Raw genomic sequence first — 16,408 nt, 5'->3', positions numbered from 1 at the left:
GTTTTCCCAAAGGGGTCAGACCCCTTTGCAGTCATGTTCCCTCATAATGGCTTCTGTCATCTGAATAGCCCGTTTGTTTCCCTTCACATCGTGCACTCGCACAAAGGCGCACCCGCTTAGTATCCCAAGCACGGTGGTTACGAGGGTTCCCTCTTCCCGCTGTCCGGCCGGCAGATCCAGTGTCAGGCCGATTACGGACTTTCTGGAGGTTCCCAGCAAAATAGGGTACTCCAGGAATTTCAGACGGTTCAATTCCTTGATGATTTCCAGATTCATCTCATACGTTTTTCCAAAGCCGACCCCCGGATCCAGTATGATCTTGTCTTTTGCAATGCCGGCCTTTCTTGCTATATCAACACTTTCCTGCAGATCCATCAGAACCTCCGGCAGAAAATTGACGTATTTTGCTTTCTCCCGGTTGTGCATCAGACAACACGCTGTCTGACTTTCAGCGATTACGTCCGCCATCCCGGCATCATATTTGAGCCCCCAGACATCATTCACAAGTGCGGCTCCGGCCTGAACTGCAGCTTTTGCAACGCTGCTCTTGTATGTGTCGATGGAAATGGGGGTGTCAAACTCCTGCTTCAGCCTTTCAATCACGGGCACAACCCGCTCGGTCTCTTCTTCCTCCGTAATCTGGATATGCCCCGGACGAGTCGACTCTCCGCCCACATCCAGAATATCCGCACCGTCACGCACCAATTCCTGTGCATGCAGAAGCGCCTTGTCCAGATCATTGTATTTTCCACCGTCGGAAAATGAATCCGGCGTCACGTTCAGAATCCCCATGATATAGGTATGATGTTCCGTGTCAAACTCCCTGCTGCCTATTCTCATCTCTTATACCAGTCCTTTCACCATTTTATCTCCATATTCTTCTTACCGCTGCTCCAGTTACACTCCTTCTCCGCAGGGCATGCATAACATGCTCTGGACAATTTATCACTTTCATATAAAAGCCTGCCAAGCACAGACTGATTCTCACTGTCCCGTCTGTGCTCCATAATTGCCTGAAGAATCATCTGTCTTTCTTCTCCTGTAAATGTATCCGTATCCTCCAGTATCTTTTCTGCCGTCTCTTTTCCGGCGGTCTCGTGCGGTATGCCTTCCGTATACTGGCTGGCCTTGCCGATATCATGCAGAATTGCCGCCGCATAGATCACCTCTTTCTTCAACCCCAGACCGTTCTCCAGACTCCGGATATAAGCGATCCGGGCCACATCCAGCAGATGCGGCATCTGATGCCTGCAGAACTGCCGGTCCCGTTCCAATTCCTCTAACCTCTTGCAGCAGCTTAGATACAGAGGATGCTTTCTGATCAATTCGATCTCTTTCATAGACAATCCCCCTATCCTTTATCTGATCATCTGGAAAAACAGATTGGTCAGCTCCGGATCCTCCAGAAACACGCCTCTCTTAACTACCGTCACGGTCTGGCTCCCCGGCTTTTTTATTCCCCGCATTGTCATGCACATATGTTCCGCCTCAATCATCACAAGTACTCCCTTTGGATTCAGATGCTCCATCAAGGCATCTGCAATCTGCCCCGTCAGCTGCTCCTGGATCTGAAGCCTTCTGGCAAATGCTTCTACGGTTCTGGCAAGTTTGCTTAAGCCAACCACCTTTCCATCGGGAATATATGCAATATGGGCCTTTCCATAAAAGGGAAGAAGATGATGCTCACAAGTAGAATAAAAGGTAATGTCTTTTTCCATTACGATTTCGTTATTCTCTACGTGAAATGTCTTTTTCAGATGTTCTGCCGCATCTTCGTCCATCCCGCCGTATATTTCCTCATACATACGGGCAATACGCTCCGGAGTCTCCTTTAAGCCTTCTCTTCCGGTGTCTTCCCCGATCCCTTCCAGAAGAAGCTTTACCGCCTGTTTTATCTTTTCCTGATCTATCATAACTTCTCTCCCATATCCTCAGCCAATTCCATAACCTGTCCCAGATAGGACAGCGAACCAAAAGCCAGTACTACGTCGTCTTTTTTAGCAGAAGCACATGCTTCCCTCACAGCCTCTTCTATCCCGGATGCCTCTTCTACCTCCACACAGTATGGCAGCAATGCCTGCTTTAATTCATCCGCGCCCAGCGTCCTGCCCTGATCCGGCAGTTCGACAGTATATATCTTGTCCGCCAGAGGTCCCATGATCTCTGCTATCTTGCCATATTCCTTATCCCGGAATACTCCCATAATAAATATTATACGCCTGCCGGGGAAATACTGTATCAAAGACTCCCGCAGTTTCAACGCTGCCTCCTCATTATGCGCCCCGTCCACAATTACCAGAGGATTCCTGGCAACACAGGTCAGCCGTCCGGGCCACGTTGTTTTCGCAAAACCTTCTGTTACGGCCTGCCTTGAGATCGCATATCCACTGTTTCTAAGCGTCCGGATAACCCCAAGAACTGTAACGGCATTCTCAATCTGGTATCTGCCTGCCAGCGAGATTTTAATGTTTTCCCACTCCCGGTAGGAAAACCGCTGTCCATCCCAGTTTTCTTCTATCACTACCGCCTCCCTGGGATACACAACCTCCATGCCGCATTTCAGCTCCCGGGCCTTTCCGCCGAGTACCGCCATCACTTCCGGCTTCTGCAGCGATGTGACAACCGTACAGCCAGGCTTTATAATTCCCGCCTTATTTGCCGCAATCTCCTCCAGAGTTTCGCCCAGAAATCCCATGTGATCCCTGCTGATGGATGCGAATACGGCAAGCTCCGTATTCTTCACAATATTCGTCGCATCCAGCAGGCCGCCCAGCCCGGTTTCTAAAACGACTAAGTCGCAGCGCTTCTCTCTGAAATACAAAAAAGCTACTGCCGTCTCTGCCTCAAAAACGGTGGGGCTGGCCTCACCTCTGGCTTCCATGCGTGCAATAGCTTTCTTAACTTCTTCCACTAATTCTGCGAACTCATCTTCCGGTATCCATTTTCCGTCTATCTGAATCCGTTCCAAATAGGAAACCACTGTTGGTGATACATATCTGCCGGTTCTGTACCCTGCCTCACTTAAAATTGTTGAAGTGTATGCAAGCACAGATCCCTTGCCATTCGTTCCTGCAATATGTATGAACTTCAAGTCATCCTGAGGATTCCCAAGTTCACGCAACAGACCTCGAATCGTATCCAAGCCAAGTACACTTCCGTATTTCGACACTTCGTCCAAATATACCCTTGCTTCTTTATAGGTCACGTTTCTCGTTTCCTTTCCCTATCTCTTCTATAATTATGTAATTTATCAGCCTACGCTGTAGAATCATGTATTCCACTGTTGTCAATCATAGCACTAAATGCATTTTATCACAAGAGAAATTTATTTCCCTGCTTTTCAAGTGCAGCGAGGTAGACGCTCGGTCTAAACAGTAACCAGCCGTCTCCCTTTCTCGTCATCCCGGTACTGCCGAAGCGCATTTAACATCATCCCTACTCCAAAGAAGGTACCTGGCACCAGACATCCAGTATCTCCATCATATTTACCGGGCTGTGCTGCATGTTCTCCCGGTTTTTGGCATTTTCCGCATCCATCCATGCAAAAAAACCCGCGGGCAGTACGGACCATTCTTCCATATTTCTTTTAAACGCTTCCGAAAAATACTGTTTCTTTTGGAACACAGTCATAATTACCAACTGCACGCTGTTATCCAGCACAAAACCTTTATACGCCTCTTCCCCGCTCCAATAATTTTCAAACACATATTTCAGAAAAGACAGCAGGCGTCCCACAATTTCATCCAGAAAGCCGGCCCCCGCACTCAGCGTCATCAAAGTCTGATGTCCGTTTTCGGCGTCTTCATCCACGTCCTGCAAATCATCTGCAAGCTGCAAAAAGAGCCCGAACCCCGTAAGGAACAGGATATCTTTTTCCTTCAGATACCCATCAATCAAGCACTGATCCACATAGATAGAAGCCCCGCCCTTATAAGCCGACATCTGCAGAAGCTCTTGTGCCGTTTTCTCCGTCTTTCCCTGCTGCTCCATACTTTTTATCTGGGCATCATAAATAGTCAGAAGAAAATCATATAGACCGCTGAATATTTTTCTTGGATAAATATCTTCGACCGAATCCACCATGTGGAAGACCTTCTGTTCCAGATCGTCTTCCGCCTCTGTTTTGAATCCGTTCAGTTTCTGCTCCAGCCTGCGGTTAAATGCAGCCTTTTCCTGTCTCGTTTTGTCACCGTCCAGAAAATTATCCGTATAAGGATAAAGCAGGCTGTACCCCCAGATCGCCTCATGGAACCACCTGTCAGAACCATCCGCAAGGCACAGCATAAAATATACAAAATAATTTCTAAGCGCTTGTCCAAGATCCTCCAGTACAAGCTCCCTGTCAAACACTCGTGTATGCCGGACAAAGGTTCTGGCCGCCTCTAAAAACCCTTTTCTTACATCGCCCGGCAGCTGTCCCAGCTGGAACATTACATCCTTATCCATAGCGTCAGACAGAACCTTCTCTGCCCTCTCCCGCCACATCTTCTGCCCCTGAATTGCCTGAGGAAAACTTTGCAAATGCCCGTTCAGCTTCCCCCAGACCTCCCTGCACCTTTTATCATTTTCAGCCTGCTCCTTCACAGAAATAGCACGGAACATCCCCGCCCCCGCTGCCGCAGGAGTTTTCTTCCAAACATCCGTCACGGTCTTCACCGCCGCAGCAATTCCATACCGATCATCCTCCCGAATCGTTTCCCAAGTGTCCATAATATGCCCTCCTGTAAAAAGCTGCAGCCGTTAACACGCTCCCTGTTCCCAATACTTCAAAAGTATACCACGATCCTTCACAAAAAACAACGAAAGGAATGGGACTATTATTATGAAGAAAAGAAGTGTAAATGAAAGGGATAGCCAGAAACCAACACGAATCCGACTTATCTATCTCCTGACTGTCCACGATATTTTCCTTAATCCTACACTATCGTCCCCCTCCTCGACCTTCCGCCATGAATCCCCTTCCGAACAGCCACTAAAAGGTAAGGAGAGCGCCCGCCTCTTTGGGCTGCGGGATGCGGCGCGGGGCGGGATTTCTTCCGGTGATTGCGGATGCCTAGTACAGCAGTGCATTAATCTTTCAGTAATAAGTGCCTGATATCTGCGTCAGAGTTGTGCCTGCTTTCGCGACGGCGTAGTGGTTCCTACGTCTAGCGAAAGCAGGTACAGCTATGGCGTAGAGAGCAGGTGCTTATTGCTGAATTATTAGTGCAATGCTGTACTAGAGTGTGCCGTGTTTACGTTGGGATAAAATAGAAAAATCTGATGGACAGACTTTGCTTTACCAGGCAAAGTCTGAGGCGACTAAGGTCCCCAATTATCAAATTGGGGACCGCATGTCGCCGGTTCCATCAGATTTTTCTATTTTATCCCTACGTAAACTAGGCAAAACGGCCGGCATCCGCAAGCACCGGAAGACATCCCGCCCCGCGCCGCATCCCGCAGCCCAAAGAGGCGGACGCTCTCCTTACCGTCTCGTCAGCTGTAAGCTAATTCACCTCATTATGCAGCAGCTTATGTTCTTTTCCTTTTAATATGCCCTCATAAGCCGCCTCAACGATCGGATTCTGGTTTGAAAGTTTGATCTGTGCCATTGTGTCGATCTTATAAAGTCCTTCCAGTCTTGCTTTCTTTGTTCTTGGGCCGATCGGCACAGGCTGCCCGCCTCCGGCGATACACCCTCTCTTACAAGCCATCACTTCCACGAAATCATAGTGCACTTCTCCTGCTTTCATCTTCTCCAGTACTTCGGAGGCACATTGCAGACCATTCACAACAGCGATTTTAACTTCTCTTTCTCCCAGTTTTACCCTGGCTTCCTTGATGCCGTCTACGCCGCGCACTCCGGTGAAACTGATTGCTTCCAGGTCTTCCGCCTTATTGCTGTTAACAAGACGCCGCAGCACTGCTTCTGTCACACCTCCGGTAACCCCGAAGATTGCGCCTGCGCCGGATGCCAGTCCAAATGGCATATCCAGTGCTTCCGGCTTCACCTGTGCAAGATCGATTCCTGCTTCCTGGATCATACGGGTAACCTCTGTGGTTGTCAGCACATAATCCACGTTCTGCTCCCCGTCTGTAAAGTGCTCCGGTCTTGTGATCTCTGCCTTTTTTGCCGTACATGGCATAATCGAGATAACCATGGTCTTCCTGGTGTCTTCCGCCGCCTTCATGCGCGCCTCTTCCTTAATCAATGCACCGAACATCTCCTGCGGAGAACGGCAGGTGGAAATATTCTTCCTGAATTCAGGATATCTATTTTCACAGAACTTAACCCATGCCGGACAGCAGGATGTGAAAAGCGGAAGGTTTTCTCCTGATTCCAGGCGTTCCAGCAATTCTTTTGATTCTTCCATAACCGTCAGATCCGCGCCGAAATTGGTGTCATATACTTCGTCAAAACCGATACGGCGAAGAGCCGCTACAAGGCGTCCAAGCACATTTTCACCTTTTTTGATGCCGAACTTATCTCCCATAGCCACCCTGACCGCCGGGGCTATCTGTACCACCACGCGGACATTCTTGTCACTGAGCGCACGCCATACCGGATCTACATTCTGTTTAATCGTAATTGCACCTGTCGGACATACCGCGCGGCACTGTCCGCATCCTACACAATCCGTCTGTGACAAATCCTTGTTAAATGCCGGCGTCACCTGCATTTTGGAACCGCGGAATGCGAAATCCAATATGCCAAGGCCCTGAATCTCGTCGCAGGTTCTAACACAGTCACCGCACAGTATACACTTATTTGGATCCCTCACAACACACTCTGATGTCGTATCTTTCTCCAGCTGCTTTTTATTATTTTCAAACCTTACATCCATAATTCCAAGCTGTCTGGACAGCTTCTGCAGTGTACAGACTCCGTTTTTAGCACAGGTTGTACAGTCACGGCAATGGGATGCCAGAAGCAATTCGATAATCATCTTTCTGTGGTGCTGCAGCTTTGGCGTATTTGTATAAATTACCATTCCGTCCCTGGGTGTCTCTGAACAGGATGCAAATATCCTTCCTCTGTTATCCTCGACTACACACATACGGCAGGCGCCGTATGTAGACAGCTCCGAGTGATAGCAGAAAGTAGGAAGGTCAATCCCGGCTCTGCGGATGACGGAAAGAACATTCTTTTCATTCGTAAAGGCGACCCTTCTGTTGTTGATTGTCATATAACTCATGTTCGTTTCCTCCTACCCTTCAATATGTATCGCACCAAATGCACAGGCACTTTCACAAGCGCCGCACTTAATACATTTTTCATTATCAATGACATAAGGTTCTTTAATCTGTCCGCTGATCGCACCTACCGGACAGTTTCTCGCACATTTGGAACATCCCTTGCATCGTTCCGGGCTGATGATAAACTGCCGCATTGCGGTGCAGTTGTGGGATACGCATTTCTTTTCAACTACATGTTCCTCATACTCTTTTCTGAACAGCTTCAGCGTACTGATAACAGGCAGAGCCGCACTCTTGCCAAGACCGCACAGTGCAGTATCCGTAATCGTATCCGCGAGCTCCTCAAGCAGATCCAGATCCTCTAATTTTCCGTTTCCGGCCACGATTCTTTCCAGGATCTCCAGCATGCGCTTTGTGCCTTCCCTGCACGGAACGCATTTTCCGCAGCTTTCATTCTGCGTAAAGTTCATGAAAAACCTTGCGACCTCCACCATGCAGGTATGGTTATCCATTACAACCAGTCCGCCGGATCCAATCATTGCGCCCATCTTTTTCAAGGAATCGAAATCCAGATTAATATCCAGATGCGGCGTAATCAGGCAGCCGCCGGAGGGACCGCCGATCTGTACGGCCTTAAATTCTCCGTCCCCTTTGATTCCGCCGCCAATGTCATAAATAACTTCGCGGAGAGTAGTTCCCATGGGAACCTCGATCAGACCTGTATGCTTTACGCTTCCAGTGAGAGCAAACGCCTTGGTTCCGGGACTGCTCTCCGGCCCGATACTTTTAAACCATTCCGCGCCTTCGTTGATAATCATGGGAACATTTGCAAATGTTTCTACGTTATTCAGCACGGTCGGTTTCGCAAACAGACCCTGTTCTACCGTTCTTGGAGGCTTCACACGCGGCATACCGCGGTTTCCTTCTATTGAAGCTGTAAGAGCGCTGCCCTCCCCGCAGACGAAAGCTCCCGCTCCCCTGTTAATATGTAAACGGAAGGAAAAATCAGTACCCAGAATGTGATCTCCCAGCAGACCGCAATCTTCCGCCTGTGAGATCGCCAGTTTCAGACGGCTGATCGCCAGCGGATATTCGGCACGCACATAAATATAACCTTCGGAAGCACCAACAGCATAAGCAGCGATCATCATGCCTTCAATCATCTTATGCGGGTCTCCCTCCATAATGCTCCGGTCCATGAATGCACCCGGGTCTCCCTCGTCACCGTTACAGACAACATAACGTTCTTTTTCCTGCTGCTTCGCCACCTGTGACCATTTATAACCGGTCTGGAAGCCGCCGCCCCCGCGGCCGCGCAGATTAGATTCTGTAATTTCCTCAATCACTTCCTCCGGCTTCATATTGAACAGTGCCTTTTCAAGAGCCTGGTATCCGCCTGTGGAAATATACTCCTGGATATGCTCCGCATCAATATGCCCGCAATTTTTCAGAACATTTCTTGTCTGCTTTTTATAAAATGGAATCTCGTCCTGTTTCTGGTATTCAATGCCATCCTGTTTAAATAAAAGATGCCTGATGATCTCTCCTTTTTCAATCGTTCTATGGAATATCTCATCGCAGTCATCCAGCTGTACCTTTGTATACAGAATTCCCTGGGGTTCTATCCTCATCAGAGGTCCCATCTCGCAGAATCCATGGCATCCGCTCTTCTTAATGCCAAGTTCTCCATCCCCATGTGCGATCTCTTCCCCAAAATGTACTTCCACATCCGGATTTTCATCAACCAGCTCACACATTCTTCTGTAAATGTCACCGGAACCGCCTGCCAAACAGCCTGTCCCTGCACAAATCAGCACCCTGCATTTACTGTTTTCTATCTGTGCTTTCGAAGCTTCACGTACCTGTCCGAGAGCTTCTCTATTCTCAATTCTCTCCATATCTCTAAGCTCCTCTCAACTCGCGAATTAATTCAGCTGCTGCATCCGGCGTCATTGCCGGATAAACCTTATCATTCACCGTAAGCACCGGCGCCAGCCCGCAGGCCCCGAGACAGGAAACCGTTTCCAGAGTAAACAGCATATCGTCTGTTGTTGCTTTTTCGCTGGAAAGGCCCAGTTCGCTGTAGAGACGCTCCAGGATCGGAATCGATTTACGCACATGACAGGCTGTTCCATCACATACCTTGATGATGTACTTTCCTTTTGGCTCAAAAGAAAAATTCTCATAAAATGTTGCCACACTGTAAGCCTTTGCCTCATTAATGCCAAGCTTCCCTGCCACATAGCTCAAAAGCTCTGGCGGCAGATAACGGTATTCCGTCTGAATGTCCTGAATAATTGGAATCAGTGATGCCTGTTCCGCCCCATGTGACGCTATGATTTCATCTGCCTTGTCATAGTAGGTCTGATCTAACATGAGATACCTCCTTAAACTGCGTTTATAAGACTTCAAAATCCTTATAAACTGTACTTTTGTATGATATAGTTAAAATTTTATCAATCACTGTTTATTATATGGTAAATGTGGCTTTTAGGCAATAGTAAAATACACTTTTTCTCAATAAAATCGGGATTTAGTCGGCTAGCTTTAGCCTAGTCGACGGATGGGGACGCTTCATGACAGGGAGGCCGGGGAGGTGCTGGGGCTGTATATGCCGTTGCGATATGCACCCATGCTGCTAAGTGATTCTAGAACACCCGATGCCGGATAGGCGGGTACGCTGAACACATCACGGGAAATCTGATGATTTCCCGCGCTGGGTTCAGCAACAACTTGATTTGGAGATCAAGTTGTTCCCCGCCTATCCGGCAGCGGCTGTTCAAGAATCACTAAGCGCACTCCAGCATTTCGCAACGGCATATACAGCCCCAGCACTTCCCCGGCCTCCCTGTCATAAAGCTGGCTCATCCAATCGGCAGGAAAACCCGCCAACCGGGTGGGATCCGAGACCAGGGCAGCGGATGTGGATTGGCTATGCGTGTCTTTTCATCTTCAAGATGTGTATTGAATTATTTTGATACTGGAACCGTATCCCTTTGCTTATGCACACCTACTGGGGACATAAAAGTCCCGCCAATTCTATATCCATACGCTGCCCCCGTTTGAGGCTCCACCTTAGGAACGAATCCTTTTCCTGCCGGTCGGATGCACCAGCTCCATGAAGGGATAGCCGAAAACCTCCCGGAGAACATCCATGTCCTTTCAAAAACGCTCAAAGCGAACCTTAGAAATTCTTGGTGGGAAACAGCCCTGAAAATGGAGAGATTTTTGGATTCCGAATCCAAAAATCAGCTGACCCAGCGCGAGAAATCATCGGATTTCTCGTGATGTGTCAGTGGTGCTCCATTTTCAGGGCTGTTTCCCGCCTAGAATTTCTTAGGTCCGCGGCCGCGTTTTTGAAAGGACATGGATGTTCTCCGGGAGGTTTTCGGCTATCCCTTTATGGAGCGTCCCCATCCGCGCCGAAACTAAAGCTCGTCGCTAAATCCCGATTGACTTTATTGAGTTGATATGTTACATTAAGTGTATTATTTGAATTAGTACACTTCACACACCAACCATACAGGAGGTTCGCATGATAAACATTGATTATCAAAGCAGGACGCCCATCTATGAGCAGATTGTCGAACGTTTCCAGATGCTCATTCTTAAAGGCGTATTAAAACCAGACGACCAGATGCCCTCCGTTCGCTCCCTTGCATTACAGCTGTCCATTAATCCGAATACGATCCAGAAGGCCTTTGCCCAGCTGGAGCAGCAGGGATATATTTATCCGGTTAAGGGGCGGGGGAATTTTGTTTCCGGCAGCGGGCAGCTGGCAAAGCAGAAAAAACTGGCATTTTTTGAGGACTTAAAAAAACTGATTTTCTATGGCAGGGAGATGGGAGTCACCCGCGAAGAATGCAGTAAAATAATTGATCAGCTATATCAAAAGGAGGTTCTGCATGATTGAATTAAAAAATATAGACAAAACATTTCAGAATATCCATGCAATAGATCATGTTACCGCATCGATCAGCGAAGGGATGATCTTTGGACTGGTGGGCAGCAATGGAGCTGGGAAAAGTACTCTTCTGCGCCTGATTTCCGGGATCCTGAAACCAGATGACGGGGCTCTTCTTGTGGACGGACAGCCCGCCTACGAGAATCGGGAGGCCAAAGAGAATATCTGCTTTCTCTCTGATTCCGCCTATTTTTTTCCAAATGCGACACCCGCGGTCATGCGGGATTACTACGCGATGGTCTATTCTCAGTTTGACAGCAAGGCATTTGACAGTCTCGCAGAAAAGCTGGACATCACACTCACCAGGAAACTGAATACATTTTCCAAGGGCATGAAAAAGCAGGTATCCCTGCTGCTCGGCCTATGCACGGGGACAAAATACCTCCTCTGTGATGAGACATTCGATGGACTGGATCCGGTCATGCGGCAGGCAGTAAAGAGCCTGTTTGCCGCAGAGCTGATGAAGCGGGATTTTACTCCGGTCATTGCCTCCCATAATCTCCGGGAGCTGGAGGATATCTGTGACAGCATCGGGCTGCTTCATAAGGGAAAACTTCTGCTCACCCAGGATCTGGATCAGATGAAATACCATGTCCATAAGATCCAGTGCGTCCTTCCGGACGAAGCCAGGGAGCAGCAGCTTCTCCAGGAACTAACGGTCCTGCAGTACGAGAAATCCGGTTCCCTGATGCTGATCACAGCAAGGGGAACAAAGGAAGCGCTTCTCAACTGTGTTAATTCAAAGGCTCCTGTATTTGCAGAAATACTGCCATTAACTTTAGAAGAAATCTTTATCAGCGAAACGGAGGTAGCCGGCTATGACATCAAAAATCTCATACTTTAAATTTATAGAATCCGACATCAGGCGCCGGGGATGGCTTGCCGCCCTGAGCGCAGTCCTGCTGTTTCTCATCCTTCCGGTTTATACGCTTCTCTCCATCGACAGTGTAAAGAATCAGCCTTGGTACAAGGCCGGCAGCGGGGATTTCCAAAGCTGGGCCTCCGGAACATTTCCCGGGTTTTTTAACGGTTCCACTAACCGCTATTTCGCTGTATTGATCGTGATCCTGGCAATTCTTTGTGCGGTAACCGGATTCTCCTATCTGCACTCCAGAGACAAACAGGACTTTTATCATTCCATGCCGGTCAGGCGTGTACAGTGGTTTGCAGTCTCATACTGGGGCGGCCTGATTATTTTTCTGGTACCCTATCTCCTGTTCGCATTGTCCACACTGCTGATAGGCCAGGCGCACGGAATACTGAACAGGGAGATATTGCTAACCGCCTTTACCTCCGTGCTGGGAGGCGTCCTGGGTTTTTTGATCTGTTATCACACCAGTATTCTGGCCATGTTCCTGACAGGTCGCATTGTTACAGGAGTTCTTGCTTCATTTGTCCTGCTTATATACGGGAACATTATTATGTTTCTTATGGGAGGACTTGCCTCTAAATTCTTTCATACCTGGACCAGCAGCTCCCCCGCTATTCTACAGGAGATCGTGGAATATATGACGCCAGCCACCCTATATATGCGGACATTACGTACGACTACCCTGCGGCCGTCGTCTCCGGCTGTCCTGATCTGTGCGGTTCTGTGTGCTGTCATACTGATCGCAGCCGCCCTTTTGATCTATAAATATTATCCGGCAGAGGCGGCTGAAAATGCACTGGCCTTTTCCAAATCAGCCCCTGTCATCAAGATCCTGATCGCGGTACCCACTGCATTATTTATCGGTCTGTTTATCGATTCTTTCAGCGCCGGCAGCGGCTCACGGTGGATTATTTCCTTCAGTATACTTACCGTAATTCTGCTCTGTCTGCTGATTGAATTCATATACCACCAGGACATCCGGCAGATCCTGTCGGGAAAAGCATCAACGGCCCTTTCCCTTTGTGCCGTAGCGGCAATTCTCTGCATCCTGCAGTTTGACCTGTTCGGATATGACACCTATCTGCCCAAAGAAAAAAAGCTTGCCGAAATGTCCGTATACACCGATAATTTTTCCGGATATTTTGACTATCCGGAAAGCTATGAAGGAGTCCTCTACGACCAGCTGAATGCTCCGGCCGCAGCCATCACTGATTACGAGACACTGTACCGTCTGTCAGAAGAAGGCATAGAGAACCTAAAGCAGGGGATCACACCCCAATTCATTAATCAGGGAGACAGCTCCCAGGATGCTGTCGTTGTCACAATGCGTTTTGGACTCACAAACGGGAAAAATGTTTACCGTCAGTATGCAGTAGATAAGACAGCGCTTTTGAGTGCAATGAAACAGGCCTGCGAGAGTGAAGCATACCGAAAAGAGCTTTTCCCGGTCTTCCATCTGAACCCGGAAGACATCCTTGGTATTTCTATGCAGGATATCTATTACAAGGCCGATTCACTTTCCTTAAGCAGGAAAGAGCAAAACCAGCTTATCGATGCCTACAAAGAAGACGTCCTGAGCGCAGATATTGCAGAACTACAGAACGAAGCCCCATTGGGTGAACTTATCGTAGATTTCCCCGACAAGTATGCTGCCGAACCCGTAACCGGAAAAAGCGTGCATAAAATTCAATTAGGGCAGTTTTATGTCTATCGTTCCTATACAAATACACTGCAGTTGCTGGAGGAACACGGATACAAATTCCGAACCAAAATCAGTCCCAATGACGTTGCACTAATGACCTACTATCCGAATGAAGGCACAGACGATGTATATACTCAAAATGCTGACCTCGGTTATTCAACCATAGAAAAGCAGAAATCATCCTATGATTATTCCTTCGGAGACGGAATCCCCGTCACCAGTCCTGAAGAAATCCAGAAACTTCTGGATCAGATCAGCTATGACGAATGCAGCGGACTCCTCGGAAACTATAAAACCACAACGGGGTCCGTAGAAATCACCCTCAACGGAAAGGCTTATCCCAATACTTATGCGGTTTATGGGGAGTGAGGGAGGGTGGCAAAGGGGCCGCTGTGTGGAAGTGGAGCAGGGCTCTCCTGGATACGGTATTAGGGCATAAGTGCCGCTAATCAAAATCGGAGCCGGCATGTTGAACATCGCAGACACTCACGAGAATTCTGATGAATTCTCGCTGCGGGTCTGCTTTCTTCCAGGCCTTGTGGGCCTGGAAGAAGTTCACATGCCGGCTCCGATTTTGATGAAGCGGCACTAATGCCCTAAAAGACGCATCCAGGAGAGCCCTCCTCCACTTTCACACAGCTGGTCGCATCCTGTCAGAAGTTACTGTCACTTCCCGGGTGGGAACGCAGACGGGAGAGGCGGATTGTGCTTCAATGTTGATACCAAAGTCTCCTCAGCAGTAATGCACATCTCCCGTCAGTTGACTGCATCTCCCATCCATAATCCACGCCTCCCGTCAGTTGCCTGCATCTCCCATCCATAATCCACGCCTCCCATTTGTAACCCACATCTCCCATCCGTAATCCGCCTCACCGTCAGTTTCTCAACCAATGTCAAGCTTCTACCGACCGGATGCACCAGCCTGTCTGTGGAGTGGCTTTGGCGGCTGCGGAGGGAGCTTTTTGTGCTGCTTTTTGGAAGCATAGAGTGCGCTTACAAATCCTTAATAAAAACCATGCCGGATGGAAAGGGTAAAATTTGCTCACCAAAGCAAATTTTAAGGCGGCCTGAGCCGCGCAATTCATCAGAATTGCGGGGTGAATGCCGCCGGGCCTTTCCATCCGGCATGGTTTTTATTTAGGATTTGTTAGCAAACGGACAGCTCCAAAAAGCAGCACAAAAAGCTCCCCCGCAGCCGCCAAAGCCACTCCCCAGACAGGCGTCCTCCCCCCATTACATCAAAAATCTCATCCAGTTGAAGGGGGTCAGGAGTTTTATGCGGTTTTCACGGCTTTTGCTGATTTTCTGTCTTGTGACTCCCTCCGGGATGTTATATGTTCCGTCGGGCAGTGCCTGCACGGAATCGTCTTCGTAGCTTTTCATGTATCCCCTGAGCTGTTTTGTTACTTCTTTGCTGTCGATCACAAGCATCAGTTCTGTATCCAGGTAGGCACTTCTCATGTCCATGTTGAAGGAGCCTACGATTGCCAGATCATCTCCGATTGTGATGCTTTTCCCGTGATAGGAAACTCCGCCTTCGTATTCATGGATTTCCAGACCGGTATCTAAAAGTTTTCCTTTATTTTTCCTGTAATCCGAAGCGCCGAACGGGTTCCCGTTGTTGGCTACGGAATTGGTCATTAAAAGGACATTTTCATTGGCTTCACAGACCGATTCAAACTCCTGATACATCCAGTCATTGCAGATGATGTATGGCGTGTGGATCGCGATTTCTTCATCGGTGTCCTTCATCAGGCTGGTCAAGGCATAAAACAGCGTTGGCTCTTTGGCGTATACATGGGTCGGATTGCTCAGAAGGGTAATCTTCCCTGTCTCAAAAGTCATGGCCTGATAATCTGGTTTCTCTTTTAGAGCCGGATTGTTTTTTAAGATCTCCTGGTATCTGGCTTCCAGCTCTTCTTTGGCACGGGTGAGGTCTTTGGCACGCACTCTCCAGGAGGTGGTTCTGAACTTCTTACATACATCCAGATCCCACACGGAATCAAAATAGGATTCCAGCTGATGTATGGAACTTTCATCATCGGGATTTCTTGTGTAGACCAGGACATCTCTGTCGTAATTCTTATATCCGTTGTCCCCCAGGAAATAGTCATAGGTGTTTCTTCCGCCCAGCATATACAGGCCGTCATCCACAATCAGATATTTATCATGAAGACGGCCCATGCTCTTCCATGGCGTCAGCAGGTTAATCCGGTTGTAAATCCTCACCTCTACATTTTTTTCCGATGAGAGGGCGTAAAAATATTCATTTCCATCCATCTGCTGAAACGCGGAAAACCCGTCCACAAGGACCTTCACATCCACGCCCCGCCTGGCAGCATGGATCAGAGCGGCAATGACATCTTTACCGCTCTGGTCCGCATGGAAATCAAATGTTGAAAGGATAATCCGGTTCTCTGCCTGTTCCAGCATCTTCAGACGTTCTTCCAGTCCGTCCGCATTGTCCTCTATGATACATGCCCTGTCACCGGATACAATATCTGAGTAGCAGTCCTCCGCATCAAAAGATTTTTTGTATTCCCTGCTTACCTTTGGCTGCCGGATATAAGATATGATTGTCCCCAAAAGTACATACAGAACAAATACCAGAATACCGATGATAAGGTATCTGATTTTAAAATGTTTCCTGTTTCTTCTGCCTTCCATTGCTGTTTTTCAGCCTGCAGCGGCATAA

General features: G+C 48.4%; 13 protein-coding genes. 3 read left to right on the top strand and 10 right to left on the bottom strand.

Annotated elements, in window-relative coordinates; genetic code table 11:
- Nucleotides 1-15: 15 nt before the first annotated feature.
- The 8 genes from folP to BN1938_RS06760 form a co-directional block, all read right to left on the bottom strand.
- The gene (folP, locus tag BN1938_RS06795; RefSeq protein WP_050639869.1) at nt 16-840 is read right to left on the bottom strand and encodes a dihydropteroate synthase; all 825 of its coding nucleotides are present in this window, start codon (nt 838-840) and stop codon (nt 16-18) included.
- 17 nt (nt 841-857) lie between these two features.
- On the bottom strand, nt 858-1,340 hold the full coding sequence (locus BN1938_RS06790) for an HD domain-containing protein (protein ID WP_050639868.1): 483 nt from the start codon (nt 1,338-1,340) through the stop codon (nt 858-860).
- Nucleotides 1,341-1,358: 18 nt separating this feature from the next.
- Nucleotides 1,359-1,910: a GTP cyclohydrolase I FolE gene (folE, locus tag BN1938_RS06785; protein WP_369794747.1), complete on the bottom strand. Its 552-nt coding sequence runs from the start codon at nt 1,908-1,910 to the stop codon at nt 1,359-1,361.
- On the bottom strand, nt 1,910-3,205 hold the full coding sequence (locus BN1938_RS06780) for a bifunctional folylpolyglutamate synthase/dihydrofolate synthase (RefSeq protein WP_050639866.1): 1,296 nt from the start codon (nt 3,203-3,205) through the stop codon (nt 1,910-1,912). Before BN1938_RS06780 ends, folE begins: the two co-directional genes overlap by 1 nt.
- Nucleotides 3,206-3,435: 230 nt before the next feature.
- Nucleotides 3,436-4,710 carry a class 1 isoprenoid biosynthesis enzyme gene (locus tag BN1938_RS06775; protein ID WP_050639865.1) on the bottom strand — a complete coding sequence of 425 codons (1,275 nt, stop codon included), beginning with the start codon at nt 4,708-4,710 and terminating at the stop codon, nt 3,436-3,438.
- Between the two features lie 776 nt (nt 4,711-5,486).
- A complete protein-coding gene (locus BN1938_RS06770) occupies nt 5,487-7,175 on the bottom strand; it encodes a [FeFe] hydrogenase, group A (protein ID WP_050639864.1) in 1,689 nt (562 codons plus the stop codon).
- Nucleotides 7,176-7,187: 12 nt separating this feature from the next.
- Entirely contained in the window at nt 7,188-9,074 is a 1,887-nt protein-coding gene (gene nuoF, locus BN1938_RS06765) for an NADH-quinone oxidoreductase subunit NuoF (protein WP_050639863.1), read from the bottom strand.
- Between the two features lie 4 nt (nt 9,075-9,078).
- Entirely contained in the window at nt 9,079-9,552 is a 474-nt protein-coding gene (locus BN1938_RS06760) for a complex I 24 kDa subunit family protein (protein ID WP_025657141.1), read from the bottom strand.
- 1,159 nt (nt 9,553-10,711) lie between these two features.
- On the opposite strand from BN1938_RS06760, the gene BN1938_RS06755 reads away from it, so the two are divergent.
- Genes BN1938_RS06755 through BN1938_RS06745 form a run of 3 tightly spaced genes read left to right on the top strand, consistent with a single transcriptional unit; the run spans nt 10,712 to nt 14,082 of the window.
- Nucleotides 10,712-11,089 carry a GntR family transcriptional regulator gene (locus BN1938_RS06755; protein ID WP_050639862.1) on the top strand — a complete coding sequence of 126 codons (378 nt, stop codon included), beginning with the start codon at nt 10,712-10,714 and terminating at the stop codon, nt 11,087-11,089.
- Nucleotides 11,082-11,984 (top strand): ATP-binding cassette domain-containing protein, encoded by a 903-nt coding sequence (locus tag BN1938_RS06750; protein ID WP_050639861.1) that lies wholly within the window; start codon nt 11,082-11,084, stop codon nt 11,982-11,984. The genes BN1938_RS06755 and BN1938_RS06750 overlap by 8 nt, the downstream gene beginning before the upstream one ends.
- On the top strand, nt 11,959-14,082 hold the full coding sequence (locus BN1938_RS06745) for a DUF6449 domain-containing protein (protein ID WP_050639860.1): 2,124 nt from the start codon (nt 11,959-11,961) through the stop codon (nt 14,080-14,082). Before BN1938_RS06750 ends, BN1938_RS06745 begins: the two co-directional genes overlap by 26 nt.
- 387 nt (nt 14,083-14,469) lie before the next feature.
- On the opposite strand, the gene BN1938_RS24065 is transcribed toward BN1938_RS06745, so the two are convergent.
- Entirely contained in the window at nt 14,470-14,604 is a 135-nt protein-coding gene (locus tag BN1938_RS24065) for a hypothetical protein (protein ID WP_255350407.1), read from the bottom strand.
- A 342-nt stretch (nt 14,605-14,946) separates the two neighbouring features.
- The gene (locus BN1938_RS06740) at nt 14,947-16,380 is read right to left on the bottom strand and encodes a phospholipase D-like domain-containing protein (protein ID WP_050639859.1); all 1,434 of its coding nucleotides are present in this window, start codon (nt 16,378-16,380) and stop codon (nt 14,947-14,949) included.
- Between the last annotated feature and the right edge of the window lie 28 nt (nt 16,381-16,408).

It is taken from the genome of Eubacterium sp. SB2 (genome assembly GCF_001244405.1).
Lineage (GTDB): Bacteria > Bacillota > Clostridia > Lachnospirales > Lachnospiraceae > Faecalicatena > Faecalicatena contortus_B.
This window is presented reverse-complemented; position numbering and strand designations above follow the sequence as displayed.